The sequence below is a fragment of the Rhizobium sp. BK275 genome, assembly GCF_014193555.1.
Taxonomy (GTDB): Bacteria; Pseudomonadota; Alphaproteobacteria; order Rhizobiales; family Rhizobiaceae; genus Rhizobium.
The window spans coordinates 1-22,497 of record NZ_JACHZL010000012.1; the positions used below are offsets into that span (position 1 = coordinate 1).

Below are 22,497 nucleotides of genomic sequence, written 5' to 3' on the forward strand. Positions count from 1 at the left end.
CAACCGCCTGCAACAAGATCAGACCCACGACAAATCCCTCTGCCAATAGGCTAAACTTAAACCGGACAGCAGTGGGACAAGCCCGAGGATGACGGATTAGAGGCTGGCGATTTGAGGTTCTTGGCGAGCCATTACCACTCACCCGGCGTCATCCTCGGGCTTGTCCCGAGGATCTGCCACGAGGAAGATTAACCGCAAGGCCGAAGACGAGAGTGTCCAGAGCAACTCCAGCAGAAAACACACAGTAACCTTGTTAACAATACATTGAAAATAAACAAATATTTCCCCTTCCGAGACTCAAGAAAAACCGCAATCGCTCCGAGTTCACGCCGACAACTCTCCCCAGGCCATCCTGCCGCTCTCCATCATCATCAAGGGCAGCAGACATGACCCTCGTCTTCATCCGCATTCTCTTGCGTTACCTCGCCGCCATCCTCGTCACCCGCGGGCTGATCGCTCCCGATCTCGGCGAGATGATCTCGCGCGATCCCGATGTCGCCATGGCTCTGCAGGTTGCCTCCGGCGCGCTCATCGCGGCAACAGCCGAAGGCTGGTATTATCTGGCCCATCGTTGCGGATGGGCGAAATGAGGTGGCTGAGCGACCTGCTGCTCGGCGGCATCCTCGAGAAATTCACCGGTCCGCTGCTCGCTGCCTATCAGGCGAAACTCGCAGCCGAGACCGACCAGCAGAAGCTTGCCGCCGCGGAAGTGATCAAGGGCATCGAGGCCGCCCGCGACATCGCGGTGGCCGAAGCCGCCGACCGCTGGAGCGCCACCCGCCTCGGCCGCCTGCTCATCGTCATCCCCTTCGGGCTCTGGTGGGCGGCGATCTACATGGTGCAGATCCTCAATCCCTGGTTCGGCCTCGATCTCGTCGTCGTCGATGTACCGCCGCGCATCAATGACATGGCGCTGGTGCTGATCCCGGCGATCGTCATCGGCGATGCCGGAGCGCTGCTCGCGCGGCGCCTGAAAAGATAGCAAGACACCGCCTCAACCATCTGCTGCGATCATCGCAGCATCAAGAGAGCGCTGGGTTGGGGGCCGAATTCCTCCGGTGACCTTGCGAAACGCCTTCGGCCGGAGCCAGGCGCTCTCTTGATACCGGCCTCCCGGCGCCCTTCGCTACGTTCGGCACATAAACAAAAGGTTGCGTATGACGAGCTGTTGGGGCCGACTGCGCGTGGTCGCAGCGACGGATTCGGGAAAATTCAGGCATGATGGAAGAAGCCTACAACGAGATCACCCTGGTCTCGGCCGAGGAACGGCCCGACCTCATCCCCGCTTTCGACGAACTCGGTGCAGCCGTCTGGCCGAAATTCATCGGCGGTGACGAGGTTATCGTCAAATACTGGAACAGCCTGTTTTCGGATGGCCTGCGCCGCCATCAGTTCCTGGCCCTCGGCAGGGATAACAGCGGAAATGAGCAGGTCGTCGCCACATCGAACAGCATTCCCTTCTTCTGGCCCAAACATGACGACGACGCCTCCCTGCCCGACGCCGGATGGGATGCCGTTCTCGCCGACGGCGTGGAGGCCTTCGCATCGGGCCGGAAACCCAACGCTCTCTGCGCACTTGCCATCGTCGTATCGCCCGCCATGCGCGGCTCGGATCTGGCCGAGCGGCTGATCGGCAACATGAAGGCCGATGCCGGACGACACGCCCTCCAGGCCCTCGTCGCGCCCGTGCGCCCCACCAAGAAGGCTGCCTATCCGCTGACATCCTTCGCAGATTACATCGCCTGGACGGCGCCATCAGGCGCGCCCTTCGATCCCTGGGTGCGCAAGCATTGGCAGCTCGGCGCGAGCCTCGTCAAAATCGCGCCGCGCTCGATGCGGGTCGAGGCGCCGCTGTCGCAATGGAGCGAATGGAGCGGGCTGCGCTTTCCCATGTCCGGGCCGTATCACATGGAAGGCGGCCTGGCGCCGCTGACGGCCGATTGCGAGAGCGGACTTGGGCTTTACGAGGAGCCGAATATCTGGATGCGGCATAGGCTGGAGGATGGCGGGCGATGAGGTGCCGGCGGGCTGATTGAAAGAGACGTGCCCGACCGTTTACGAATAGCACGAAGCACAGATTTTACCCCGTAGTTACCGTTACGTACTTTCGTGCTGCGCACAAAGAGCCTAGACTTAAGGTTAAACTAAAATGCCGTCCGGGGGAGCATTGGCATGGGCGATGGAAGGAAGACGACAAGGCAGCAGAACCGCCACTGGAGCACCATCGGCGCGACGGTCGCAACGGCCTCCTTGGCCGCTCAAACGGCAGCGGCAGCAGATGAGGCAGCGACGCAGCCCTATCATGCCGCCCTCACCAATCATGTGCCGGGTTTCATCACCGGGCCGGGTGAGACCGACTATCTTTTCGTCATCGTCATCGTGCTGCTGCTTGCGATGATCCTCGCCATCGGCAATTTCTACTTCCAGCTCCATGCCGTTCCCGAGCGCATCGCTCACCGGGCCAACAAGGCACAGCTGGAGGTCGTCGCGGTGCTGGCGCTGATCTCGCTCTTCACCCACAACCATATCTACTGGATCATCGGCCTGCTGCTCGCTCTCGTGCGCATTCCCGATTTTTCGACGCCGCTCTATTCGATCGCCCGATCGATGGCGCGGCTCGCAAGCCGCGTTTCGGAGGCCGCCCACGAGCCGGTTCCCGGCGCAACCGCGAGCGGCGCCCCGACCGCCCCTGCTCCAGCCGCCGCACCGTCTGCCGCGACGACCCCAGTCACTGCAGCCCCAGTCACTGCGGCCCCAGTCACTCCTGCTCCAGTCACCGCTGCACCCATCGCGCCGCTGCCGGTTGCCGCAACGCATCCGCGACCGTCCGGCCACACGAACGCGCAACCCGGCCCGCAACCGGCCGAACCGGCGATCAAGCCCGACCCGCAGGCGGAAGGTATCTGACCATGCTTGAACTCCTGCTGTGCTCAATGCTGACCATCCTCCCGGATTATCTCTACCGCCGCTATGTTCAGGACAAGCGCATCGGCCGCGAGATCACCCTATACAGCATGTGGTACGAGCTGCGCTGGGGTATAACCGCCTGCCTGCTGCTCACCATCTCGCTGATCACCATGATCTTCTATTTCCACCCCTCTACGAAGAGCGTCACTGCCGTCTTCCGCACCGTTACCATATTGCCGGAAGCTATGGGCCGGGTCGACGAGGTCTATGTCGGCGTCAACCAGAAGGTCGCGGCCGGCGCGCCGCTCTTCCGCCTCGACGATTCCGCCCAGAAGGCAGCACTCGATGTGGCGCAGAAGCAGATCGCCGAGGTGGAAGCCCAGACCAAGGTGGCCGAGAGCGAGCTTGCGAGCGCCGACGGCGTGATCCGGCAGGCCGAAGGCGCCCTGCAGGTCTCGATCGACGAACTGCAGATGAAGACCCAGCTCCTGAAGAACGACGCCGTTGCCCGCCGCGAGGTGGACCGGCTCACCAATACGGTCGAAAGCCAGCGCGGCATGGTCAGCGCCGCCTATGCCAGCAAGGAGACGCTGCAAACTAAGCTCAACGTGCTGTTGCCGGCGCAGAAGGCGAGCGCCGAAGCGGCCTTGGCGCAGGCCCAGGTCGAGCTCGACAAGACGGTCGTCAAGGCCGGCATCAGCGGCACTGTTCAGCAGTTCACGCTGCGGCGCGGCGATGTGCTGAACACCATGCTGCGGCCGGCCGGCATCCTGGTGCCTGAAGAGGCCGGCCGCGGCACGCTGGTTGCCGGTTTCGGCCAGATCGAGGCGCAGGTGATGAAACCCGGCATGGTGGCCGAAGCCACCTGTGTGGGCAAACCCTTCGCCATCATCCCGCTCGTCGTCACGGAGGTGCAGGATGTGATCGCCGCCGGCCAGCTGCGCCCAACCGACCAGCTCGTCGACGTGACGCAACTGGCAAGACCCGGCACGCTGACGGTCTTCCTGCAACCCCTCTTCCCCGGTGGCCTCGACGACGTGCCCCCCGGCGGCAGCTGCATCGCCAACGCCTATACCAACAACCACGACGCACTCGCCGACCCCAATATCGGCACCTTCAAATGGATCGGCCTGCATGTCATCGACACGGTCGGCGTGGTGCATGCGATGATCCTGCGCATGCAGGCCATGCTGCTGCCGGTGCAGACGCTGGTGCTGACGGGGCATTGAGGCGGCCTGTTCGACCGGCCGCGACCCGAACCAATGGTGAGACCATTGGCCTGCCCGCTATTGGAGGGGCACGAACAGGCCGAGCTTGACGTCGCGCAGCACGACATTCGTATGCATGCGGCGGATCTGCGGATTTTCCGCCATGATCAGGGCCGCGATGTCGTCATAGTGCTCGACGTCGCGGGCGGTGACGATTGCGATCAGATCGACTGCACCCGTGACGTAATAGACCTGCTGTATGTGATCCTGCTTCTCGGCCCAGAGGCGGAACTTCGCCAGCGCGTCGTAATTGTCCCGCTCGATCTCCATCCCGACGATGAACACCATCGATGTCCCCGTCGCCTTCCGATCGAGGATGGCCACCTCTGCCTTGATGATCCCCTCCTCGCGCAGGCGCTTCAACCGCCGCTGCACGGCCGAGACCGATAGGCCGACCCGTTCGGCGATCGTTTCGGCTCTCAGCTGGCAGTCGCGCTGAACGATATCGAGAATGTCACGGTCAAAACGATCCAGTTGTTCCATTGTCCAGTCCGATCTCTGTCGCGGCACTTCGCGCATTCTGCCGCATTTGCTGCATTAGGTAGATTATTTTGCATAAAATATGCAGAATGGATGAAAATTGCGCGAAAAAACCGCGTTACTTTATCATTATCCTTCGCAAATTCAGTTCAGCCGGAACCATGCATGCCCGATCAGTCCTCTCCTGCTCTTCGTGTCGAAGATCTCCATAAAAGCTTCGGCTCGCAACAGGTTCTCCAGGGCATTTCGACTGAGGCCCGCAAGTCCGATGTGATTTCGATCATCGGCTCGTCGGGTTCCGGCAAGAGCACCTTCCTCAGATGCATCAATTTCCTGGAGACGCCGGATCGTGGCCGCATTGCGGTCAACGGCGAGGAAATCTTGCTGAAGATGGGTCGGGGCGGACGGCTGCAGCCGCGCAGTTGGCGGCAGATCGAGCGGGTGCGGACCGGGCTGGGGATGGTCTTCCAGAGTTTCAATCTATGGGCTCATCGGACGGTGCTCGAAAACGTCATCGAGGCGCCGGTGCACGTCATGGGCATTTCACGGCGCGAGGCCATCGAAAAGGCCGAGGCGTTGCTCCATAAGGTCGGGCTCTTCGATAAACGCGACGCCTATCCCGCTTTCTTGTCCGGCGGTCAGCAACAGCGGGCGGCGATCGCAAGAGCGCTCTGCGTGGATCCTGACGTCATGCTGTTTGACGAGCCGACATCGGCGCTTGATCCGGAGCTGGTCGGCGAGGTTCTCAAAGTGATCCGTGACCTCGCGGAAGAAGGCCGGACGATGCTGATCGTCACGCATGAAATGCGCTTCGCACGGGATGTCTCGAGCCGCGTTCTGTTCCTGCATCAGGGACGGATCGAGGAGGAAGGCCCGCCGGAACAGATATTCGGGGCGCCGATGAGCGCCCGCTGCCGGGAATTTACCGGTCTCAGCGCCCACTGACGCGCGAACTCCCATCAATAACACAAACCAGGAGAATCCTGCGAATGAAGCTGATCCCCACCCTTTTCGCCGGCGTTGCCCTTGCGCTTTCCGCCGTCGCCGCGCAGGCCGAAGTCCGCTTCGGCGTCATGAACGAATCTTATCCGCCTTTCTTCGCCAAGGATGCCTCCGGCCAATGGCAGGGATGGGAGATCGACCTCATGAACGCTGTCTGCGAGGAGATGAAGGAGAAATGCTCGATCGTCGATATTTCCTGGGACGGTCTCATTCCGGCTCTGCAGAGCAAGAAGTTCGACGTGATCTGGTCGTCGATGTCGAACACAGCGGAACGCGCGAAGGTGATCGACTTCACCGACAAATATTACAACACGCCGAGCACCCTGATCGGTCCCAAGGACCAGAAGCCGGGCGCCACCGCCGAGGATGTGAAGGGCAAGACCATCGGCATCCAGGTGTCGACGATCCAGTCGGAATATTACAAGAAGTATTTCGCCGAGGCTGCGGAGGAGAAGACCTACCAGACGCTCGACGAAGCCTTCCAGGATCTCGCTTCCGGCCGCATCGACTATGTTTTCGGCGATTCGCTGGCGCTTGACGCTTTCCTGAAAAGCGATGGCGGCAAGGATTGCTGCGCCAAGATGGGCGACGTCGCCGACGACAAGGAAATTCTCGGAGCCGGCGTTTCGGGCGGCCTGCGCAAGGAAGACACGGAGCTGAAAGCCAAGCTGAACGCGGCGATATCGGCAATCCGGGCCAGCGGCCAGTATGACGCCATCACCAAGAAATACTTCGATTTCGACATCTACGGCGCAAAGTAAGCAGTCCTGACAATGGCGACCGCGCAACAAGGTATTCTCGACCTGCTGTCTCCCTACCCTCCGGGGTGGGGCGGCGTTCTCTTGGCAGGTGCGGTCTCCACGGTCGCCATCTCGGCTTGCGCTTTCGCGATCGGCCTGCTGCTCGGCACGGCCGGCGCGTTTGGAAAGCTTTCGGGCAACCGCGTTCTCCGCTTGCTGCTCGATGTCTACACCACTGTCATTCGCGCCGTTCCGGAGCTGATCCTGATCGTCGGGCTCTATTATGCCGGCACCGATGGCCTCAACCGGCTCCTGGCCGCGTTCGACCTGCCGCCGGTCAACGTGAACGGCTTTGTCGCGGCCGTCGCGGTGCTGGGCTTCGTGCAGGGCGCCTATATGACGGAGGTGCTGCGCGGCGCGATCCTCGCCATTCCCCTTGGCCAGATCGAGGCCGCCAAGGCCTTCGGCATGGGGCCGGCGCTGAGGTTTCGCCGCGTGATGTTGCCTGCACTCTTGCCGAACGCCCTGCCGGGCCTTGCCAATCTGTGGATGTCGGTCACCAAGGACAGCGCGCTGGTTGCGGTCGTCGGCTATCAGGAACTGGCGCTCGCCACCCGTCTTGCCGGGGCAAGCACCAAACACTACTTCGTCTTTTTCCTTGCTTCCGCCCTTCTCTACCTCGCCATCACGCTCGTTTCCAACGTCCTCTTCAAACTGATCGAGGCGCGGGTGCGGCGGGGGCAGCCGCGCCTTGCCTGAAGAGAACGCCCGATGAATTTCACCTGGATCTCTTCCTATTGGCCGCTGCTTTTGACGGGCGCCTGGCAGACTGTTTGCCTGCTGGTGATATCAGTGATGTTCGGCTTCATCATTGCGATTGGCCTCGCCTTCGCGCAGGTCAGCGGCTGCGGACTGACACGGCTGCTGGCGCGCGGCTACTGCACCTTCTTCCGCGGCACACCTCTGCTGATCCAGCTGTGGCTTCTCTACTACGGCGTGGGTTCGCTGCTCCCCATGATCCCCGGCATCCGCCAGAGCCTGTTCTGGCCGATCCTGCGCGAAGGATTCTTCTTTGCCGCAGTCAGTTTCACGCTGAACTACGCCGCCTATGAGGCAGAGGTATTGCGCGGCGCGCTGCTTGCCGTTCCCAAGGGGGAGCTCGAAGCCGGCCGAGCCTTCGGCCTGTCGCCTTGGAAGCTGACCCGTCGCATCTGGCTGCCGCGCGCCATTCGCATCGCCCTGCCGACCATTGCGGGTGAGATCGTCATGCAGCTCAAGGCGACGCCGCTCGCCTTTACGGTGACGGTGATGGATCTCTACGCCGTCGCAAACAAGGTCCGGCAGGACACGCTGCTCGTCTACGAACCGCTATTGGTCGTCACCCTCTTTTATCTCGCCTTGACCGCAGTGATCGCCCGCGTCTTTCGAGGTCTCGAAGCGCAGGTGCCGGTCCGTCGCTAGCCCAAAGAACCGGCCATGAACTCGCTTACCCACGAACCACGTGCACCCCGCACACTTTGTCATGAAAAACCCGCCGCCGGTCACGGCGCGACAGACCGAATGGAGACCTCTTCGTGAGCACGACCCGAATTCTCGATGGCGGCATGAGCCGCGAGCTGCTGCGGCTGGGCGCGGAACTGAAACAGCCGGAATGGTCGGCGTTGGCGCTGATCAACTCGCCTGACATCGTGCGCCAGGTACACCAGGAATTCATCGCCGCCGGCTCTGAGGTGATTACGACAAACAGCTATGCGCTCGTGCCCTTTCACATCGGCGAGGACCGGTTTCGGAAGGAAGGGCCGGCGTTGATCCGTCTTGCCGGCCGCCTGGCGCGCGAGGCGGCCGATGCCGTTACGGATCGGAAGATACTGGTCGCCGGTTCGCTGCCGCCGATCTTTGGCTCGTACGAACCGCAGAACTTTCAGCCTTCGCGGGTGCAGGATTATCTTGAGGTGTTGGTCGAAAACCTCGCCCCCTTCGTCGATATATGGCTCGGCGAGACGCTGAGCCTGATTGCCGAGGCAGAGGCGGTCCGCAAGGCAGTGGCGGCATCAGGCAAACCGTTCTGGATTTCCTTCACGGTGGCGGATGACGAGGCAGCCATGAAGGGCGCGGAGCCGAAGCTCCGTTCCAACGAAAGGGTCGAGGACGCGGCATCCTGGGCGGCATCCTCGGGTGCTGAAGCCCTCCTCTTCAATTGCAGCAAGCCAGAGGTCATGCAGGCAGCCGTGGAGACGGCAGCGCGCCTGTTCCGGAAGATGGGCGCTCCCCTCGAAATCGGCGTCTATGCCAATGCCTTCGAAGGGGAACAGGGCGAGGCAGCCGCCAATGAAGGCCTGCACGACACCCGCAGCGATTTGAATGACGATGCCTATTCGCACTATGCCTGCTCCTGGGCCGAAGCGGGTGCGACCATCATCGGCGGCTGCTGCGGCATCGGCGCTGCCCATATTCATCGCTTGAGGACAACGTTTTCGGATTGAAGCACCCGCCGGCGATCCTCCTGTTCTCCTGGGGTGGCCGTGCGTCTCAGATTGATAACGAGACGCCCTTTACCGATGCTTCCGACGACGCGACCTTGCGAGGCACCGCCCGCGCCGCCACCTATGCAGCGTAACATTGCCTCATAGAGACAAGCATGAACCCCGCAGACGATTTCACTCGCGCGCTTGCCCTTATCCCCGAGGGCTACAGCGAAGGCAGATTCGAAGCCGGCCGCTGGGGCGCAACCGTCAAGCGCTCGGCCGACGGCAAGTGCATCTGGCTCTATGCCGAAGATCTCGCCGGTACTGATATCGTCAGCTTCAACCTCTATCTGCTGGAGACCAGCGGCAGCACGCTGAAACCCTGCGAAATGTCCTCCGCAAAGGTCATCGCCTTCGTGCTCGGCTACCGGCCCGATGGGCCTCAACCCAAGCTGCCGGCAAAACGCTCGGCCAGCCGCTGACGCTGAAAACCCTCGATGACGAAATCGATGAATACCCGCGTCTTCAGCGGCAGCAGCCTCTTGTTGGCGTAATAGATCGAGATCGGCCCGATATCGACATACCAGGAGGGCACGAGCCGGATCAGCTCGCCGCTATCGAGATGGGCAAGCGCATCCGGCTTGGAGAGCAGCGTGACCCCGAGCCCGAGAAGGGCGGCACCCCGCATGGCGGCGGGATCGTTGACGACGATCTTTGCCGTGAGATCGACAGGCTGTTCCTCTCCCGCTGCGTTACGCATCTGCCGTTGGGGAATGCGCCCGGTATTGATCGATTTCATGACGATGCCGTCGAGCCCCGCAAGCCCGGCCGGATCGACCGGCGGCACGCGGCCCTGCATATAGGCGGGTGACGCCACCGCCACGAGATGGGCCGGCGCCAGCGGCCTTGCCACCACGCCCGAGGCGAGCTCGAAGCCACCACCGATCGCCGCATCGTAACCTTCGCCGATCAGATCCACCTGCCGGTTCTCGAACATCCATTCCGGCTGCACCAGCGGATAGCGTTTCATGAAATCAGGCAGCATCGGCAGGATATAGCCCGTGCCTAAACCGGGCGGCAGGCTAACCTTCAGCACGCCTGCCGGCTCCGCCTGCTCGTTGGAAATTTCGGCAATCGCCCCCTGCAGCCCCTCGAGATGGTCGCGCATGGAGATGAGAAAGCGCTCACCCGCCTCCGTCAGCGTCAGGCTGCGCGTGCTGCGGTGAAAGAGCCGGAGTTTCAGATTGGCCTCGAGCGCCGCTACATTGCGGCTGACCGCCGCCGGCGTCAGGCCGAGGCGACGTGCTGCCGCCGAAAAGCCGCCAAGTTCTGCGCTGCGCACGAAGGATTCCAGGTTCGCCAGGCTTTCCATCGTTCGCCACCTTCAACAAAGACTTGAAACTGATACCACCAACTTCCCTCTAATCAAAGGGGAATGGCATCGCGATATTGGTTCCATCGAAACCAGCACGCCATCCAGAAAGGAAACTTGCCATGTCCATCGGTATCATCGGCGCCGGCAATATCGGCTCCGCCTTCGCCCGCGCACTCGCTCGCAACGGTATTTCCGCCACCGTCGCCAACAGCCGCGGCCCGGAAAGCCTTGCCGAGCTCACCGCCGAGCTCGCCCCGCATATCACCGCGGGCACGATCGAGGAGGCAGCCAGGGCCGATATCGTCCTCATCGCAGTACCCTGGTCGAAGCTGCCTTCCGCCCTTGCCGGCCTGCCGGATTGGGCCGGCCGCATCGTCATCGATGCCAATAACCCGATCGAGGCGCCCCTCTTCAAGCCGGCAGAGCTCGGCGGCCGTCTGTCGAGCGAAATCGTCGCCGGCCTCGTGCCCGGCGCCCGCCTCGTCAAGGCCTTCAACCACCTCTTCGCCAACCTCGTTTCGGCCGACCCGCACGCCGAAGGCGGCAGCCGCGTGCTCTTCTACTCGGGCGATGATATCAAGGCGAAGGCCGAAGTCGCCGATCTCATCGCGCGCCTCGGCTTTGCCGGCGTCGACCTCGGCCCCCTCAAGGTCGGCGGCAGCCTGACGCAATTCCCCGGCGGCCCGCTGCCGGCCCTCAACCTCGTCAAGTTCGGCTGAGGGAGGTTGATATGTCACCGCTCGAAACCGCAAGGGTCTTCTTCGCCCATTGGAGCGCCAACCGCATCAAGGAGGCGCTCGCCATGCTTGCCGAAGACGTGCTCTACGACAACGTGCCCCTGCCCGATATCGTGGGCCGCGAAAACGTCCGTAAATTCCACGCCGATTTCGGCATCGGCACCGCCTTCAAGATAGACTGGCAGGTCACGGAAATCGCCGCGTCAGGCAACGTCGTTCTGAACGAGCGCATCGATATCTTCACCCATGAAAGCGGCAGCCAGATCACCCTGCCGGTCATGGGCACGCTGACGGTGAAAAACGGCAGGATCACCGTCTGGCGCGACTATTTCGATCTGGGGAGTTTTGAGCGCCAGTTGGCCGCGATAAAGCGGTAGCAACTCAAAGCCCGGTCGTATCGGTGGCCGGGCACCGCTCACTGCTGCTGAAACGCCAGCCGCACGCCAAGCGCCATATAGATCGAGCCGATCACCTTGCCCTGCCAGCGGCCGATCGTCCGGTTCCGGCTGAGCCAGCCGCGTACCGAACCGGCGCCGAAGGCGAGGGCAGAGGTCACGCAGATGCTGAGCGTCACGAAGATGATGCCGAGCAGCGCGAATTGCCCGATCACCGATCCGCTTTCGGGATGGATGAATTGCGGCAGGAAGGCGAGGAAGAAGAGCGCCGTCTTCGGGTTCAGTATCTCCGTGAATATCCCCTGCCGGAAAGCCTTGCCGGGGCTGATCTCAGGGGCCGCCGCCATGTCGAGATTGCCGGACTTTTCGATGAAGGCCCGGTATCCGAGATAGATGAGGTAGGCGACGCCGATATATTTGACCACTTCAAAGGCGAGCGCCGAAGTTGCGAGCAAGGCCGAAAGGCCGAAGGTCGCCATGGTGGAATGGATGAGATCGCCGACCCCGATACCGAGCCCCGTTGCGATGCCGGCCCGCCTGCCGCCGCTGACCGATCGGGCGAGAACCAGCAGTGTCGCTGGCCCGGGAATCACCATCAGCCCGAGCACGACAAGAACGTAGGTCGTCAAAACAGCGATACTCATCTTCGATTTCCGTGCTTGAGATATCCGCCTTCAGATTAACGGCTTCTGGCGTTGGCGCAATATTCGAAAAGTTTATGCCGCGACAGCTGCCGTACCCCCTGTCCCGCGAGAACGCCCTTGCGTAAAGCACCGAATAAGCGCAGGATTCCAATTGCTGGCAGCCACTTCAAGGGCGCTGCTGGTTCGGGCGTTAGCCCTGGCCCCAACGAAAGGAGGACGCGATGTCTTCCGATTTTTATCCGCCAAGCCTGTCGCGCAATCTCATCCGGACCGGCGCATTCGGCTACCGTGAGAATGTGGCGCTCGGCATTCTCGATCGTGCCGAAGCCGCCGGGCGGCAGGGCGATCGTTTTGAAGCCGTGGAAAGTTTCGTGGCTTTTCCCAATTTCAGCCGTGGGCCGGAGACCGGCCGGGGAACAAGCACGCTGCGCATCCATTCCCTGGGGCACTCCCCAGAACAATCCCAAGGGCAATCGCGCCTTTCCACATTGGCAGCCTCTCTGGACGAGCATTCCGGCATCGGACCCCTGCCCCTTTGATGCCGCAACGACCGCGCCGGCCAACCGTCGGCGGGCCGCAATACCTGATCTGTCCCGCATCGTCATACCAGGAGGAAACCATGGCGAAAGGCCAAGTGCGCAGCAACAAAGAAACCCGCAAGCCGAAGAAAGACCGCTCTGCCGCATCCTCGGCAACGCCTGCCGCACCCGGCACGCAGGTCAAGATGGCAGGCAGCAGCACGGGCAGCGACAAGAAGAAATAACGCCCGAGCCCAATCCGGCGCGGCGGCCTTCCGGCCGTCCCGCCCATCATCCAAGAGGACAGCAATATGACCACCGACAAGCGCGCAGCCGAAAATCTCTTCCGCGCGCCGCAGCCCGAAAAAGACTCCGATGCCGAAAAGCTTCAGGATGTTCGCAAGCGGCTGCGCTTGAGACAGCGCGAAATCAGGCAGGACGAACGCAGCGAGCGCCAGAAAACGAGGGTGACATTACCCGCCGTTTCATCCTGAAACCGCCGGCCCGGAAGAGCCGCAATACTCCGACACCCGAATGGCTCGGCCATATCAGGAACGAGCAAGGACCATCACGTGGCAGAATTCAATTATACGATCGAAGCCGGGCTCTACACCGGCAAGACATTGCGCAGCTCCCGCGGCCCCCGCTACAGGCGCTTCGAAACCGCCGCGGAAGCACTGCGTTTTGCCATGGAAGAGATGCCCGGCTCGCAATTGCGCGGCTGCGTGCTGGAAGTGAACGAAGCCCGCTTCGACGAAAGGCAGATCCGCGTGCTCTACGATGCACCCGCCTATCCGCTCTCGCGCAGAGAGAAGTGACGGACGCCTCCTCCGCGGTCATTTGAGTGCCACGTCATGAAAACACGGAGGCAGGATGACGATTTTCTCCGTCCGCCACATCACATCCTACCATTACAAACGGCAGGTGCATTTCGGCCAGCACCGGCTGATGTTCCGCCCCCGCGACAGTTTCGACCAGACGCTTTTGAGCTGCAGCCTTGATGTCTTTCCCAAACCGGAATCCGTCCGCTGGATTCACGATGTCTTCGGCAATTGCATCGCGCTGGTCGATATAACGGCCGCCTCGGCCGAACTGCGCTTCGAAACCGTCATCCGCCTCGACCATACGGCGCAGGTGCCGCTCGATCTGGAGATCGACCGCCAGGCGCTCAGCTTTCCCTTCACCTATGACGAGGACGAGGCGGTCGATCTCGAACGCACCATCGACAGGCACTATCCCGATCCCGCAGACGAGGTCGGCAGATGGGCGCGGCAATTCGTGCCGATTGTTCGACAGCCGCGCACCGGCCATATCCTGATGACGCTCTGTTATGCGATCCATGAGAGCTTCAGCTATGCCAGGCGCTTCGAGCACGGCACCCAGCCGCCCGACGTTACATTGCGGCTGCGCAGCGGCACCTGCCGCGATTTTGCGCTGCTGATGATGGAGGCGACCCGTTCGCTCGGCTTCGCCGCCCGCTTCGTCACCGGCTATGTCTATGTGCCCGATCGCGACGGCTCCGTCACGCTCGGCGGCGGCTCGACCCATGCCTGGTGCCAGGTCTACCTGCCGGGTGCGGGCTGGGTGGAATTCGATCCCACCAACGGCATCGTCGGAAACCGCGACCTGATCCGCGTCGGCGTCGCCCGCGACCCGCGCCAGGCCGTGCCTCTCTCCGGCAGCTATGACGGCGGCGCGCGCGATTTCGACAGCATGCGCGTGCAGGTCAACGTCACGATGGAACAGGAATTTAATGCCGCAAGCGGCAGGTGACGGAACGCCTGGCCCGCTTGTGCATTCGCCTGCAGGACGTTTCATCTGACAAGGGACCACGACCCCCATGAAGATCCGTGCAGGCTTTCACATCGGCTATCAATGCAAGCACGAAACACCCATGCTGCTGGTCCTCGACATCCACCCGTCCCGCCGCGCGGATCTGCTGACGGAACAGGTGCTGAGCTTCGACCAGCCGATAGAAGCCTGGTCCTATATGGATGGCTTCGGCAATGCTTGCAGCCGTATCGTGGCGCCGCCGGGTCTGACGACCATTTCCACCGAATTCGAAATCTATGACAGCGGCCTGCCCGATCCGGTGCCCGAGGACGCCATGCAGCACGCTATCAACGATCTGCCTGATGATGTGCTCGTCTACCTGCTCGGCAGCCGCTATTGCGATACCGACCGCCTGTCCGATTTCGCCTGGAAGACCTTTTTCAAGACACCGCCCGGCTGGCCGCGCGTCCAGGCGATCCTCGATTTCACCCACAGGCGCATCGCCTTCGATTACCAGAAGGCCGATCCGCTGCGCACCGCCTTCGGCGGCTATACGGACCGATCAGGTGTCTGCCGCGACTTCGCCCATCTCGCCGTCACGCTCTGCCGCTGCATGAACATCCCGGCGCGCTATTGCACCGGCTATCTCGGCGATATCGGCGTGCCCAGGGATCCGAACCCGATGGATTTCAGCGCCTGGTTCGAGGTCTATCTCAGCGGCCGCTGGTACACGGCCGACGCCCGCCACAACACGCCGCGCATCGGCCGCATCCTGATGGCGACGGGCCGCGACGCCACCGACGTCGCCATGTCGACGGCTTTCGGCCCGGCAGTGCTCAAACGCTTCGAGGTGATAACGGAGGAGATAGCAGTCTGATACGGCTGTGGCAGCGACGGCCGCCGACCGCGTGCACCCCGGCGATGCTCTTGCCTAAGTCTTCCCCGGCACACAAAATGAGCGCTCCACTTCAAAGAGAGTATCTGAATGACATCCTATCTTATGGAGCTTCGCGGCTTGATCGGAAACCGCTTGCTTCTGCTCCCTTCCGTCGCTGCCGTCATTCATGACCATGCGGGCAATCTGCTCCTGCAGGAGAAGGCGTCAGGGGAAGGATGGAGCCTACCTGCCGGTGCAATCGAGCCCGGCGAGACACCGCAGGAAGCTGTCATTCGAGAGGTGATGGAAGAGACTGGCTTTATCGCCTCCTCAACCAGCATTCTGGGCGTCTTCGGCGGACGTGAGTTTAGGTACACCTACCCGAATGGTCATCAAGTCGAGTACATGGTGACACTGTTCAAATGCCAGGTGCTTGAAGGCGGCGGCGCGTGGACGGATACGGAGACAAAATCGCTTCGATATTTTGCCAGGGACGACATGCCGTCCCTCGCGCTGCCTTATCCTGTTCAGGCTCTGTTTGCATAGGCGTTTCAACTCAAACCGATAGAACGCGCCAGAACGCGGCCATGCCGACAAGGCAGGCGATGACCGCAAGGCTCAGCCGCGGGCTGAACCGGTTCAGGCCCGCTTGAGGGCCGCGAGGTCGCCACTCTCCAGAGCCGGCAGATTGGCCTCGATCTTGTCGATCGGCCAGTCCCACCAGGCAAGTTCGAGGATCTCGCTGATGACCTCGACAGGATAACGCATGCGGATGATGCTGGCGGGATTCCCCCCGACGACCGCATAGGGCGGCACATCGCGGGTGACGACCGAGGCAGCAGCGACGATGGCGCCTGCGCCGACCCTGACACCGGGCATGATGACGGCGTCATGGCCGATCCAGACGTCATGCCCGACCACCGTATCCTTCTCCTTCACCGGCAGATCCTTGTAGCCGAAGGTTTCCGGCTTGAAGATGCGGAACGGATAAGTGGTGATGCCGCTCATCGGATGGTTGGCCGAACTGGTGATGAAATAGCTGCCGCGGGCGATCTGCACGAACTTGCCGATGACAAGCCGCTCCCGGCAACCCGGCCCGAGATAGGGCGCCAGGATCTCGGCTGTCTCCTCCAGCTTTCCGTAATGCGTGAAATAGCTGTAATCGCCGATCTCCATGCGCGGATGATCGATGACGTTCTTCAGATACATCGTCGCCTTGGAAACCCGGCCATCGGGATAGGTGATGGGAAAAGCTGATTTCGCATCGAGAAGCGGCATGAATAGACCCCTGCGAGGATGTGTGAGCGCCTGCCGGCGATATGGCGACACGGCATTCGATCGTCGTCGGATGGAAATCTATCCGCCGGCAACGCACGGTGACATGGGCCGCCGGACGGAATCCACAGCAGAGTTCCCGCATCGGGCGAACCCCTCCGCATTTGCGCCGATATCGGCCAGACCTGAAAATCCCCGGCCTGAAAATCTGCGGAAGACATGCCCAAATCCGCGTTGGCCGTTCGACGCCTGTCCTATTAAGGCACGCCGCCCCTTCATCGCCCCCTCACACACCAGTGGTAGCAAAAGCAAATGGCACCCGCTCTATGGACAGCGCGCCACTGAGACCTATCTGCCGCATCTGTAAATGCAACTGGAGGGTAAGCAATGTCAGAACTTGTAGTGCTTGGTTTCGATACTGTCGATAAGGCGGATACCGTGCTCAACCGGCTCGTCCAGCTTGAGAAGGAATATCTCGTCGATCTCGAAGACGCCGTCATCGCCGTACGCGATGCTTCCGGCAAGGTGCGCCTCAAGCAGAGCATGAACCTCATGGCTTCGGGCGCAGCAAGCGGCGGCGTCTCCGGCGCGATCTGGGGAACGCTCGTCGGCCTGCTCTTCCTCAATCCGCTGGCCGGCATGGTTCTCGGCGGCGCCTTCGGCGCAGGCTCCGGCGCGCTCGCCGGCTCGATGACCGATTACGGCATCGACGACGATCTCATCAAGAAGCTGGCGGACACCATTCCCGTCAACAGCTCCGCCCTCTTCCTGCTGATCCGCAAGGTGCAGCCGGAAAAGGTTCTGGCCGAATTCCACGGCCAGAACGCCACCATCCTGCGCACGTCCCTCTCGCCCGAGCAGGAGGCGAAGCTGCGCACCGCGCTGGCGACGCAAGCAGCAGTCACGACGCCTGCGGCGTGAGCTACGGAGGAAATCAAAGTGCCGAGCGCAAAGCCTGCGTTCGGCACTTCGTTTTCAGGTTGGATGTTGTGCAATGCAGCCAGGCTTCGGCTGCAGAGCGCCCGACTATCGCAGCGCTCGCCTTGTTGAAGCCGAGCAAAGGATGAAATTATGCAGCAATTCAAAGTGCTACAGCGTCCTTTGCGCGTCTGAAAAGACGCGCGCGCTGTAGGCGCATGGTCAGCAATCTGCCCCTACGGTATCAGCACCAACACTGGCGTCGCCGTCGTAAGCAGCGCCTCCTCGATCTTCCCCGCCGGCAAAACCACCCTTGCCTCGCCCGTCTTGCGGGCGCGGTCGAGTTTGGCGAGGATCTGTTTGCCGCCCGTCAGCCCGCAGATGGAAAGCGTGCCGATCGCGCCGGGCTCGATACTGTCGGTCGGCGCGAAGAACAGCACGGCATCGTCCCATATCGACAACGGGCCGGAAGAGGCGCGCACCTGGGCGGCGATGATGGCGCGGTGGCGGCCGGCGCCGATTGCCGGCTGCGCCTTGTCGAGCACCGCCTGCGGCAAGGGCTGCGGCTCGGCAAGCAAGCGGACTTCGCCATCCTCGCCGATCGTGGCCGAGAGCAGGATTTTCGGCCCCGGCCGCTCGCCGTATCCGGGCATGCCGGCACGCCCAGTAATGCCGGCATGGTGCATGACCTCGGTGACGGGCACCCCGAGGAAGGCTGCGATCTCCGCTGCCTCCTCCATCGTCATCCTGCGCTTGCCCGAGAAGGTGCGGGAGACGGCGGAGGCATCCTTGCCGAGATGGCGGGCGAGCGCGCGCAGCGACTGCCCCCTGTCGTCAAGCTGGTTGTGAAACCAGTCGCCATCGATCTCAGCCATCAGCGTCCCCATGCATATATGCAGCGTTGCTGATTTGTTGCAAAAAACGCAACGACGCGCAAGCAACCGCACCGAGCTTTTTACCGTCAACCTTTCACATGGTTGATCTGTTGCGGTTGCACCGTTACCCGCCTTTCGGCCGAAAATGCTCCTTCCGGCGCCGAAGCGCAAAAGATAGGTATTTTTTCCTATTTGCGATTGACGTTGCGATTTCGACAACATAATCTCAACCCCAACAACAAGAGCCGCATGGCAGGAGGGAAGATCAGCATGGCAAAGGCCCCGACGCCCTGGCAGAAGGTCGCCGCCAAACTGGCGCTGACGCCGAGCGAGCTCGCAGCCGAGCTCAAGCGTCATCGCTCCAAGATCTCGCGGGCGCTGCGAAATGAGCGCGGCCTCATCAACGGCCGCGACCAGGTCATGCTTCTTTTAGCGGCAAGGCGCCTTGGCGTTTCGCTCACCCTCTCGGATCTGATGCCGGAGGAAGAGGATGCTTAGGGAGCCGCTCTCCATGCTGGCGCAATCGGAGCTGATCGATGCGCTGGTCGGGCGCTGCGTCATGCACGGCGGCGAAGCGGCCGGCGAAACGCTGCTGGTGATCGATCACGATGATGTCGACGACCTCGTGCATCTCGCAAACCGGCTGCGCCGGCTCGCCCTTTTCGAAGACCGCATCCGGGCGATGGTGATGGCCCCGCCATAGAGTTCAGTCACGCCGGGAACCGAAGACCCCAGGACCGAAGGCCAAAGACCGAAGATCCACGACATCAGGCAACCGCCGGATCGGACGGCGCGCGTCTCCAAACAAGTGAGGACCGATATGCAGACGATCACGACACGCCCCCGCCCATCGGCGGCACCCGCCCCGCTCACCATCACCAAGCCCCTGCTCTGCCCCTGCTGCAAGCAGCCGGTCACCATTCCCGCGCCCGAGATCGTCATCGATCACTATGGCATCACGCCCATGGAAGGGCGCATCTTCGAGGCGGTCTGGAAGGGCAAGGGCCTGCCCGTCATCACCGAGCGCATCTTCACCGCCATGTATATCGACGATCCCGATGGCGGCCCATCGCCTGACAAGATGTATCTCGCCTTCAAGGTGGCGCTCTGCCACCTGCGCCAGAAGCTCGAAGGTTCCGGCATCGGCATTGTCAATGTCGGCTATCGCCGTGGCTACCGGCTGGTGCTGGAAGGCAAGTTTCCGAGCACCGCATCCCGTTAAGTATTTTCCTTCCCGCAATTCCTGACGCAAAACCGCGTCCACTTTTGCTGGAATTGCTCAGCCGCCCGGACACATGAAATGACCATGGCCGCCGCCTGCACCGCGCCGGCCATGTTGCGATATCGACAACGTTCCTTGCAAGAGCCGCAACATGCCCTCAGATGTCGAACGGCTTCGCCGCGATGTGTCGCTGTCTCAGACAGCGGCGCACTATGGCTGCAGGCTGCAGGGGAATGGGCATGAATATCAGGCCTGCTGCCCCTTCCACACCGAGGAGACGCCGTCCTTCACCATCTTCGCCGGCCAGGATGGCATCGAGCGCTTCCACTGCTTCGGCTGCGGCGCGGGCGGCGATGTCCTGGATTTCGTGCAGCAGATCAAGGGTGTCGATCTCACGGAAGCCATCCGTATTCTCGATGGCGCCAGCCATCTCGATGGCGCCAGCCATATCCGGCCGAATACAAGCCCGCGCGTGCGGCAGGTGCGCGACGTCTATGAGGGCATCACCCCCGTCACGCCGCCTTCAGAGCCGATCAAGCCCGGCGTCCGCATCCGCCTCTACAATCCCAAGCGCAAGGGCGACCGCTCCGAATGGGGCTCCTTTGCTCCATCAATGGTCTTTCCCTATCGTGAGGCCGATGGCGCTCTGACAGGCTATGTTCTGCGCCATGATCTCGCCGACGGGGGCAAGGAAACGCCGATGGTCATGTTTGCCCGTCTGCCCGACGGGAGCGAGACCTGGTGCCGCTACCCCTTTCCCAGGCCGCGCCCGCTCTATGGCCTCGAAAGTCTCGGCAAGACGAAGCAGGTGATCGTCGTCGAGGGTGAGAAATGCCGTGACAGGCTGGCGCAGAAATCCGGCCGCACCGTGCTGTCCTGGGCCGGCGGCACGCAGGGCGTCAAGCACACAGACTGGTTACCGCTATCAGACCGCGACGTGGTGATCTGGCCGGATTTCGATGCACCCGGCCTTTCGACGGCGGACGAGATCGCCGCCATCCTTTCCGGCCTCGGCGCGCGCGTGCGCCTCGCGGGCTTTGCCGATGCGACAGCCGCCTCTGATCTCAGGCATTTCACCCACGCCGACTGGCAGGCGGGCCAGCGTCCCGGCAAGGGCTGGGACAGCGCCGATGCCGTCGATGCCGGCTGGACGCGCCTCGAGCTCGATGCCTTCATGCGCGCCACCATCCGCCGCTACACGCCCGCCCCGGCCGAACCGCCGCCAGAAAAATCAGGGAAGGCAGAAAAGCCGGACGAACCCAGGCCGAAGGAGCCGCCGCCGGGCGCCGATGGCATAGACCGCATGCCGGAATGGTTTCCGAGCCAGCCCTTCGGCTCCGAAGTCTGGCTGGCGCGCACCTTCAACGAGCATCTGGAGCAGGCCTGCGGCGGGCGGATCGTCCGCGCCGATGGCAAGTTCTGGGCCTATGGCCCCTTTGCCTGGCGCGCCATCCCCGAGCAGAAGATCCGCCTTGCCATGCATGCCTTCGACGCCATCGGCATCGGCCCGAAGGAAAAACCGCTGAAGCTCGGCAGGCACATGATCGACGGCATCATCAACGAGTTCGGCACGCGCACCGCTGATGCCGGTTTCTTCGGCAATCCAGCCATCGGCGTCAATGCGCAGAACTGCACCATTACCCTCGACGACGCCGGCAAGGTGATCTGCCGCGAGCACGCGCCGGATGATCGCTTCCGCTTCACCATATCGGCCGATTATGTCATGCACACCGAGAGCCACCCGCCGGAGGGCTCGCTGCTGCACCGGCTGCTGCATGGCGCCTTCCTCGGCGATCCCGATGCGGCCGACAAGATCGACCTCGTTGCCGAGATGCTGGGGGCGGCCGCTTTCGGCCTTGCCACCCGCATCCGCCAGCCGAAGGCCTTCATCCTGCTCGGCGAGACCGCCAACAACGGAAAATCCACCATTGCCTCGCTTTTTCGCGCGCTCCTCCCCGAAGGCTCGGTCTCCTCCATCTCGCCCGCCTTCTTCAATGACGAGAAGCGCATCATTAACCTCGCCGGCAAGGCGGCAAACGTCGCAGACGAGTTGAGTGCTGCGGCGATATCAGGCGAGGAATTCAAGGCCGCGGTCACCGGCAACCCGATCGAAGGCCGCAGCCTCTACAAGGATGTCCAAAGCTTCGTCCCGCGCGCGCTGCACTGCTTCACCACCAACACCCTGCCCCGCTTCAACGGCGGCATCGACCGCGGCCTGCGCCGCCGCCTCGTCGTCGTCCAGTTCAACCGCACCATTCCCGACAACGAGGTCATCCCCGACATTGCCGAGCGCATCGCCGAAGAAGAGTTGGAACTGCTGCTCGGCCTTGCCGTCGCCGGCGCCCAGCGGCTGAAGCGCAATGGCGGCTACACCATCCCCGAAAGCTCCAGGGAGGCGCTGAATTCCTGGCTGCTGCTCGATCCGCTGAACGAATGGTTCGACATCCGCGTCGAACCCACTGCCACCGAACCCTCCGGCGGCTGGCTGCGCACCGCAAGACTGTTTGAAGATTTCCGCAAATGGGCGATCGACCAGGGTTACCGCGAAAGCTTCCTGCCGCCCGTCAACACTTTCTCGCAGCGCCTCAAATCCATGCCCGACGTGCGCCTGGTGCGGTTGGCCAACGGCATGGTGGCGCAAGGGGTGACGCTGAAGGACAGCACATTCGCCGCCGCGGCCGGTTACGCCGACGTGTTCTGAGCGTCTGCTGTTACCGAGTGAAACCTCGCGCTTTTCCGCCACTGTCGCAAAAGGCAAGTGGCGACGCCGAAGCCCTCCCTACAGCGCTGCGCGTCTCTTCAGACGCGCAGCGCTGTAGCACTTTGGACTGCTGCATAATTTCATCCCCAAGTCGATTCCGATTTAGGGAATTATGCAGCAGTCCAATATGACTAGGCATGATTGAGGAACGATCCCGCAAGATCTCGGTTATCTCATCGGCCCTCGATGGCCGGGCCGCCGCGCCCCACTCCGCCCTCCTGTAGCGGAGGCGGCGGCCTACCGTCCCCCAAGCCTTACCGCACAG

At 62.3% G+C, this 22,497-nt stretch carries 31 protein-coding genes; 26 read left to right on the top strand and 5 right to left on the bottom strand.

Translation table 11 applies throughout. The features are described 5' to 3' along the window. Positions 1 to 386: 386 nt before the first annotated feature. The 5 genes from FHT82_RS28830 (at position 387) to FHT82_RS28850 (ending at position 4,136) form a co-directional block, all read left to right on the top strand. Entirely contained in the window at positions 387 to 590 is a 204-nt protein-coding gene (locus FHT82_RS28830) for a hypothetical protein (protein WP_183736136.1), read from the top strand. Then, on the top strand, positions 587 to 982 hold the full coding sequence (locus FHT82_RS28835; RefSeq protein ID WP_183736137.1) for a hypothetical protein: 396 nt from the start codon (positions 587 to 589) through the stop codon (positions 980 to 982). The genes FHT82_RS28830 and FHT82_RS28835 overlap by 4 nt, the downstream gene beginning before the upstream one ends. A 236-nt stretch (positions 983 to 1,218) precedes the next feature. Beyond that, positions 1,219 to 2,016: a hypothetical protein gene (locus FHT82_RS28840; RefSeq protein WP_183736138.1), complete on the top strand. Its 798-nt coding sequence runs from the start codon at positions 1,219 to 1,221 to the stop codon at positions 2,014 to 2,016. 156 nt (positions 2,017 to 2,172) lie between these two features. Further along, the gene (locus tag FHT82_RS28845) at positions 2,173 to 2,907 is read left to right on the top strand and encodes a hypothetical protein (RefSeq protein ID WP_183736139.1); all 735 of its coding nucleotides are present in this window, start codon (positions 2,173 to 2,175) and stop codon (positions 2,905 to 2,907) included. 2 nt (positions 2,908 to 2,909) lie between these two features. Then, entirely contained in the window at positions 2,910 to 4,136 is a 1,227-nt protein-coding gene (locus tag FHT82_RS28850) for a biotin/lipoyl-binding protein (RefSeq protein WP_183736140.1), read from the top strand. Positions 4,137 to 4,193: 57 nt separating this feature from the next. Here FHT82_RS28850 and FHT82_RS28855 read toward each other — a convergent pair whose 3' ends face one another. Then, a complete protein-coding gene (locus FHT82_RS28855) occupies positions 4,194 to 4,658 on the bottom strand; it encodes an Lrp/AsnC family transcriptional regulator (protein ID WP_183736141.1) in 465 nt (154 codons plus the stop codon). Between the two features lie 162 nt (positions 4,659 to 4,820). Between FHT82_RS28855 and FHT82_RS28860 the strand changes: the two genes are divergently transcribed. The 7 genes from FHT82_RS28860 (at position 4,821) to FHT82_RS28890 (ending at position 9,344) form a co-directional block, all read left to right on the top strand. Further along, on the top strand, positions 4,821 to 5,600 hold the full coding sequence (locus FHT82_RS28860; RefSeq protein WP_183736142.1) for an ATP-binding cassette domain-containing protein: 780 nt from the start codon (positions 4,821 to 4,823) through the stop codon (positions 5,598 to 5,600). Between the two features lie 44 nt (positions 5,601 to 5,644). Next, complete coding sequence (locus FHT82_RS28865; protein ID WP_183736143.1) at positions 5,645 to 6,418, top strand: transporter substrate-binding domain-containing protein; 774 nt, start codon at positions 5,645 to 5,647, stop codon at positions 6,416 to 6,418. A gap of 12 nt (positions 6,419 to 6,430) precedes the next feature. Next, complete coding sequence (locus FHT82_RS28870; protein WP_183736144.1) at positions 6,431 to 7,156, top strand: ABC transporter permease; 726 nt, start codon at positions 6,431 to 6,433, stop codon at positions 7,154 to 7,156. 12 nt (positions 7,157 to 7,168) lie between these two features. Further along, a complete protein-coding gene (locus FHT82_RS28875) occupies positions 7,169 to 7,858 on the top strand; it encodes an ABC transporter permease (RefSeq protein WP_183736145.1) in 690 nt (229 codons plus the stop codon). Positions 7,859 to 7,971: 113 nt separating this feature from the next. After that, positions 7,972 to 8,880 carry a homocysteine S-methyltransferase family protein gene (locus FHT82_RS28880; protein ID WP_183736146.1) on the top strand — a complete coding sequence of 303 codons (909 nt, stop codon included), beginning with the start codon at positions 7,972 to 7,974 and terminating at the stop codon, positions 8,878 to 8,880. Further along, on the top strand, positions 8,877 to 9,014 hold the full coding sequence (locus FHT82_RS28885; protein WP_183736147.1) for a hypothetical protein: 138 nt from the start codon (positions 8,877 to 8,879) through the stop codon (positions 9,012 to 9,014). Before FHT82_RS28880 ends, FHT82_RS28885 begins: the two co-directional genes overlap by 4 nt. Before the next feature lie 21 nt (positions 9,015 to 9,035). Further along, on the top strand, positions 9,036 to 9,344 hold the full coding sequence (locus FHT82_RS28890) for a hypothetical protein (protein ID WP_183736148.1): 309 nt from the start codon (positions 9,036 to 9,038) through the stop codon (positions 9,342 to 9,344). Here FHT82_RS28890 and FHT82_RS28895 read toward each other — a convergent pair. After that, complete coding sequence (locus FHT82_RS28895) at positions 9,305 to 10,234, bottom strand: LysR family transcriptional regulator (RefSeq protein WP_183736149.1); 930 nt, start codon at positions 10,232 to 10,234, stop codon at positions 9,305 to 9,307. The two genes, FHT82_RS28890 and FHT82_RS28895, sit on opposite strands and share 40 nt — an antisense overlap. 122 nt (positions 10,235 to 10,356) lie before the next feature. On the opposite strand from FHT82_RS28895, the gene FHT82_RS28900 reads away from it, so the two are divergent. Both FHT82_RS28900 and FHT82_RS28905 read left to right on the top strand, forming a co-directional pair. Then, positions 10,357 to 10,956, top strand: a complete 600-nt coding sequence (locus FHT82_RS28900; RefSeq protein WP_183736150.1) for an NADPH-dependent F420 reductase — start codon at positions 10,357 to 10,359, stop codon at positions 10,954 to 10,956. Between the two features lie 11 nt (positions 10,957 to 10,967). After that, positions 10,968 to 11,351, top strand: coding sequence for a limonene-1,2-epoxide hydrolase family protein (locus FHT82_RS28905; RefSeq protein ID WP_183736151.1), 384 nt, complete (start codon positions 10,968 to 10,970; stop codon positions 11,349 to 11,351). A gap of 38 nt (positions 11,352 to 11,389) precedes the next feature. On the opposite strand, the gene FHT82_RS28910 is transcribed toward FHT82_RS28905, so the two are convergent. Further along, entirely contained in the window at positions 11,390 to 12,013 is a 624-nt protein-coding gene (locus FHT82_RS28910) for a LysE family translocator (protein WP_183736152.1), read from the bottom strand. A gap of 221 nt (positions 12,014 to 12,234) precedes the next feature. Here FHT82_RS28910 and FHT82_RS28915 point away from each other — a divergent pair, with 221 nt between their 5' ends. The 7 genes from FHT82_RS28915 (at position 12,235) to FHT82_RS28945 (ending at position 15,727) form a co-directional block, all read left to right on the top strand. After that, entirely contained in the window at positions 12,235 to 12,552 is a 318-nt protein-coding gene (locus tag FHT82_RS28915; RefSeq protein ID WP_183736295.1) for a hypothetical protein, read from the top strand. 80 nt (positions 12,553 to 12,632) lie between these two features. Continuing rightward, on the top strand, positions 12,633 to 12,776 hold the full coding sequence (locus FHT82_RS28920; RefSeq protein ID WP_183736153.1) for a hypothetical protein: 144 nt from the start codon (positions 12,633 to 12,635) through the stop codon (positions 12,774 to 12,776). Positions 12,777 to 12,842: 66 nt separating this feature from the next. After that, the gene (locus tag FHT82_RS28925; protein ID WP_183736154.1) at positions 12,843 to 13,025 is read left to right on the top strand and encodes a hypothetical protein; all 183 of its coding nucleotides are present in this window, start codon (positions 12,843 to 12,845) and stop codon (positions 13,023 to 13,025) included. Between the two features lie 78 nt (positions 13,026 to 13,103). Next, positions 13,104 to 13,349 (top strand): hypothetical protein, encoded by a 246-nt coding sequence (locus FHT82_RS28930; RefSeq protein ID WP_183736155.1) that lies wholly within the window; start codon positions 13,104 to 13,106, stop codon positions 13,347 to 13,349. A gap of 55 nt (positions 13,350 to 13,404) precedes the next feature. Then, the gene (locus tag FHT82_RS28935) at positions 13,405 to 14,304 is read left to right on the top strand and encodes a transglutaminase family protein (protein WP_183736156.1); all 900 of its coding nucleotides are present in this window, start codon (positions 13,405 to 13,407) and stop codon (positions 14,302 to 14,304) included. A gap of 67 nt (positions 14,305 to 14,371) precedes the next feature. Beyond that, positions 14,372 to 15,181 (top strand): transglutaminase family protein, encoded by an 810-nt coding sequence (locus FHT82_RS28940; RefSeq protein WP_183736157.1) that lies wholly within the window; start codon positions 14,372 to 14,374, stop codon positions 15,179 to 15,181. A 108-nt stretch (positions 15,182 to 15,289) separates the two neighbouring features. Then, positions 15,290 to 15,727 carry an NUDIX domain-containing protein gene (locus FHT82_RS28945; protein ID WP_183736158.1) on the top strand — a complete coding sequence of 146 codons (438 nt, stop codon included), beginning with the start codon at positions 15,290 to 15,292 and terminating at the stop codon, positions 15,725 to 15,727. 93 nt (positions 15,728 to 15,820) lie between these two features. Here the strand turns inward: FHT82_RS28945 and FHT82_RS28950 are convergent, their stop codons facing one another. Next, positions 15,821 to 16,459: a CatB-related O-acetyltransferase gene (locus FHT82_RS28950; RefSeq protein WP_183736159.1), complete on the bottom strand. Its 639-nt coding sequence runs from the start codon at positions 16,457 to 16,459 to the stop codon at positions 15,821 to 15,823. Between the two features lie 384 nt (positions 16,460 to 16,843). Here FHT82_RS28950 and FHT82_RS28955 point away from each other — a divergent pair, with 384 nt between their 5' ends. After that, positions 16,844 to 17,377 carry a DUF1269 domain-containing protein gene (locus tag FHT82_RS28955; RefSeq protein WP_183736160.1) on the top strand — a complete coding sequence of 178 codons (534 nt, stop codon included), beginning with the start codon at positions 16,844 to 16,846 and terminating at the stop codon, positions 17,375 to 17,377. Positions 17,378 to 17,610: 233 nt separating this feature from the next. Here FHT82_RS28955 and FHT82_RS28960 read toward each other — a convergent pair whose 3' ends face one another. After that, on the bottom strand, positions 17,611 to 18,249 hold the full coding sequence (locus FHT82_RS28960) for a helix-turn-helix transcriptional regulator (protein WP_183736161.1): 639 nt from the start codon (positions 18,247 to 18,249) through the stop codon (positions 17,611 to 17,613). A gap of 270 nt (positions 18,250 to 18,519) precedes the next feature. Here FHT82_RS28960 and FHT82_RS28965 point away from each other — a divergent pair, with 270 nt between their 5' ends. The 4 genes from FHT82_RS28965 (at position 18,520) to FHT82_RS28980 (ending at position 22,172) form a co-directional block, all read left to right on the top strand. Then, positions 18,520 to 18,747, top strand: coding sequence for a hypothetical protein (locus FHT82_RS28965; protein ID WP_183736162.1), 228 nt, complete (start codon positions 18,520 to 18,522; stop codon positions 18,745 to 18,747). Then, a complete protein-coding gene (locus FHT82_RS28970; protein WP_183736163.1) occupies positions 18,740 to 18,952 on the top strand; it encodes a hypothetical protein in 213 nt (70 codons plus the stop codon). Before FHT82_RS28965 ends, FHT82_RS28970 begins: the two co-directional genes overlap by 8 nt. Before the next feature lie 117 nt (positions 18,953 to 19,069). After that, the gene (locus FHT82_RS28975) at positions 19,070 to 19,471 is read left to right on the top strand and encodes a helix-turn-helix domain-containing protein (RefSeq protein WP_183736164.1); all 402 of its coding nucleotides are present in this window, start codon (positions 19,070 to 19,072) and stop codon (positions 19,469 to 19,471) included. 151 nt (positions 19,472 to 19,622) lie between these two features. Beyond that, positions 19,623 to 22,172 carry a CHC2 zinc finger domain-containing protein gene (locus FHT82_RS28980; protein WP_183736165.1) on the top strand — a complete coding sequence of 850 codons (2,550 nt, stop codon included), beginning with the start codon at positions 19,623 to 19,625 and terminating at the stop codon, positions 22,170 to 22,172. Positions 22,173 to 22,497: the final 325 nt, after the last annotated feature.

Excerpts from the sequence above, each read along its gene's own strand:
- FHT82_RS28830 (WP_183736136.1), top strand. The coding sequence starts at position 387 with ATGACCCTCGTCTTCATCCGCATTCTCTTGCGTTACCTCGCCGCCATC.
- FHT82_RS28835 (WP_183736137.1), top strand. The coding sequence starts at position 587 with ATGAGGTGGCTGAGCGACCTGCTGCTCGGCGGCATCCTCGAGAAATTC.
- FHT82_RS28840 (WP_183736138.1), top strand. The coding sequence starts at position 1,219 with ATGATGGAAGAAGCCTACAACGAGATCACCCTGGTCTCGGCCGAGGAA.
- FHT82_RS28845 (WP_183736139.1), top strand. The coding sequence starts at position 2,173 with ATGGGCGATGGAAGGAAGACGACAAGGCAGCAGAACCGCCACTGGAGC.
- FHT82_RS28850 (WP_183736140.1), top strand. The coding sequence starts at position 2,910 with ATGCTTGAACTCCTGCTGTGCTCAATGCTGACCATCCTCCCGGATTAT.
- FHT82_RS28855 (WP_183736141.1), bottom strand. The coding sequence starts at position 4,658 with ATGGAACAACTGGATCGTTTTGACCGTGACATTCTCGATATCGTTCAG.
- FHT82_RS28860 (WP_183736142.1), top strand. The coding sequence starts at position 4,821 with ATGCCCGATCAGTCCTCTCCTGCTCTTCGTGTCGAAGATCTCCATAAA.
- FHT82_RS28865 (WP_183736143.1), top strand. The coding sequence starts at position 5,645 with ATGAAGCTGATCCCCACCCTTTTCGCCGGCGTTGCCCTTGCGCTTTCC.
- FHT82_RS28870 (WP_183736144.1), top strand. The coding sequence starts at position 6,431 with ATGGCGACCGCGCAACAAGGTATTCTCGACCTGCTGTCTCCCTACCCT.
- FHT82_RS28875 (WP_183736145.1), top strand. The coding sequence starts at position 7,169 with ATGAATTTCACCTGGATCTCTTCCTATTGGCCGCTGCTTTTGACGGGC.
- FHT82_RS28890 (WP_183736148.1), top strand. The coding sequence starts at position 9,036 with ATGAACCCCGCAGACGATTTCACTCGCGCGCTTGCCCTTATCCCCGAG.
- FHT82_RS28895 (WP_183736149.1), bottom strand. The coding sequence starts at position 10,234 with ATGGAAAGCCTGGCGAACCTGGAATCCTTCGTGCGCAGCGCAGAACTT.
- FHT82_RS28900 (WP_183736150.1), top strand. The coding sequence starts at position 10,357 with ATGTCCATCGGTATCATCGGCGCCGGCAATATCGGCTCCGCCTTCGCC.
- FHT82_RS28905 (WP_183736151.1), top strand. The coding sequence starts at position 10,968 with ATGTCACCGCTCGAAACCGCAAGGGTCTTCTTCGCCCATTGGAGCGCC.
- FHT82_RS28910 (WP_183736152.1), bottom strand. The coding sequence starts at position 12,013 with ATGAGTATCGCTGTTTTGACGACCTACGTTCTTGTCGTGCTCGGGCTG.
- FHT82_RS28915 (WP_183736295.1), top strand. The coding sequence starts at position 12,235 with ATGTCTTCCGATTTTTATCCGCCAAGCCTGTCGCGCAATCTCATCCGG.
- FHT82_RS28920 (WP_183736153.1), top strand. The coding sequence starts at position 12,633 with ATGGCGAAAGGCCAAGTGCGCAGCAACAAAGAAACCCGCAAGCCGAAG.
- FHT82_RS28925 (WP_183736154.1), top strand. The coding sequence starts at position 12,843 with ATGACCACCGACAAGCGCGCAGCCGAAAATCTCTTCCGCGCGCCGCAG.
- FHT82_RS28935 (WP_183736156.1), top strand. The coding sequence starts at position 13,405 with ATGACGATTTTCTCCGTCCGCCACATCACATCCTACCATTACAAACGG.
- FHT82_RS28940 (WP_183736157.1), top strand. The coding sequence starts at position 14,372 with ATGAAGATCCGTGCAGGCTTTCACATCGGCTATCAATGCAAGCACGAA.
- FHT82_RS28945 (WP_183736158.1), top strand. The coding sequence starts at position 15,290 with ATGACATCCTATCTTATGGAGCTTCGCGGCTTGATCGGAAACCGCTTG.
- FHT82_RS28950 (WP_183736159.1), bottom strand. The coding sequence starts at position 16,459 with ATGCCGCTTCTCGATGCGAAATCAGCTTTTCCCATCACCTATCCCGAT.
- FHT82_RS28955 (WP_183736160.1), top strand. The coding sequence starts at position 16,844 with ATGTCAGAACTTGTAGTGCTTGGTTTCGATACTGTCGATAAGGCGGAT.
- FHT82_RS28960 (WP_183736161.1), bottom strand. The coding sequence starts at position 18,249 with ATGGCTGAGATCGATGGCGACTGGTTTCACAACCAGCTTGACGACAGG.
- FHT82_RS28965 (WP_183736162.1), top strand. The coding sequence starts at position 18,520 with ATGGCAAAGGCCCCGACGCCCTGGCAGAAGGTCGCCGCCAAACTGGCG.
- FHT82_RS28970 (WP_183736163.1), top strand. The coding sequence starts at position 18,740 with ATGCTTAGGGAGCCGCTCTCCATGCTGGCGCAATCGGAGCTGATCGAT.
- FHT82_RS28975 (WP_183736164.1), top strand. The coding sequence starts at position 19,070 with ATGCAGACGATCACGACACGCCCCCGCCCATCGGCGGCACCCGCCCCG.
- FHT82_RS28980 (WP_183736165.1), top strand. The coding sequence starts at position 19,623 with ATGCCCTCAGATGTCGAACGGCTTCGCCGCGATGTGTCGCTGTCTCAG.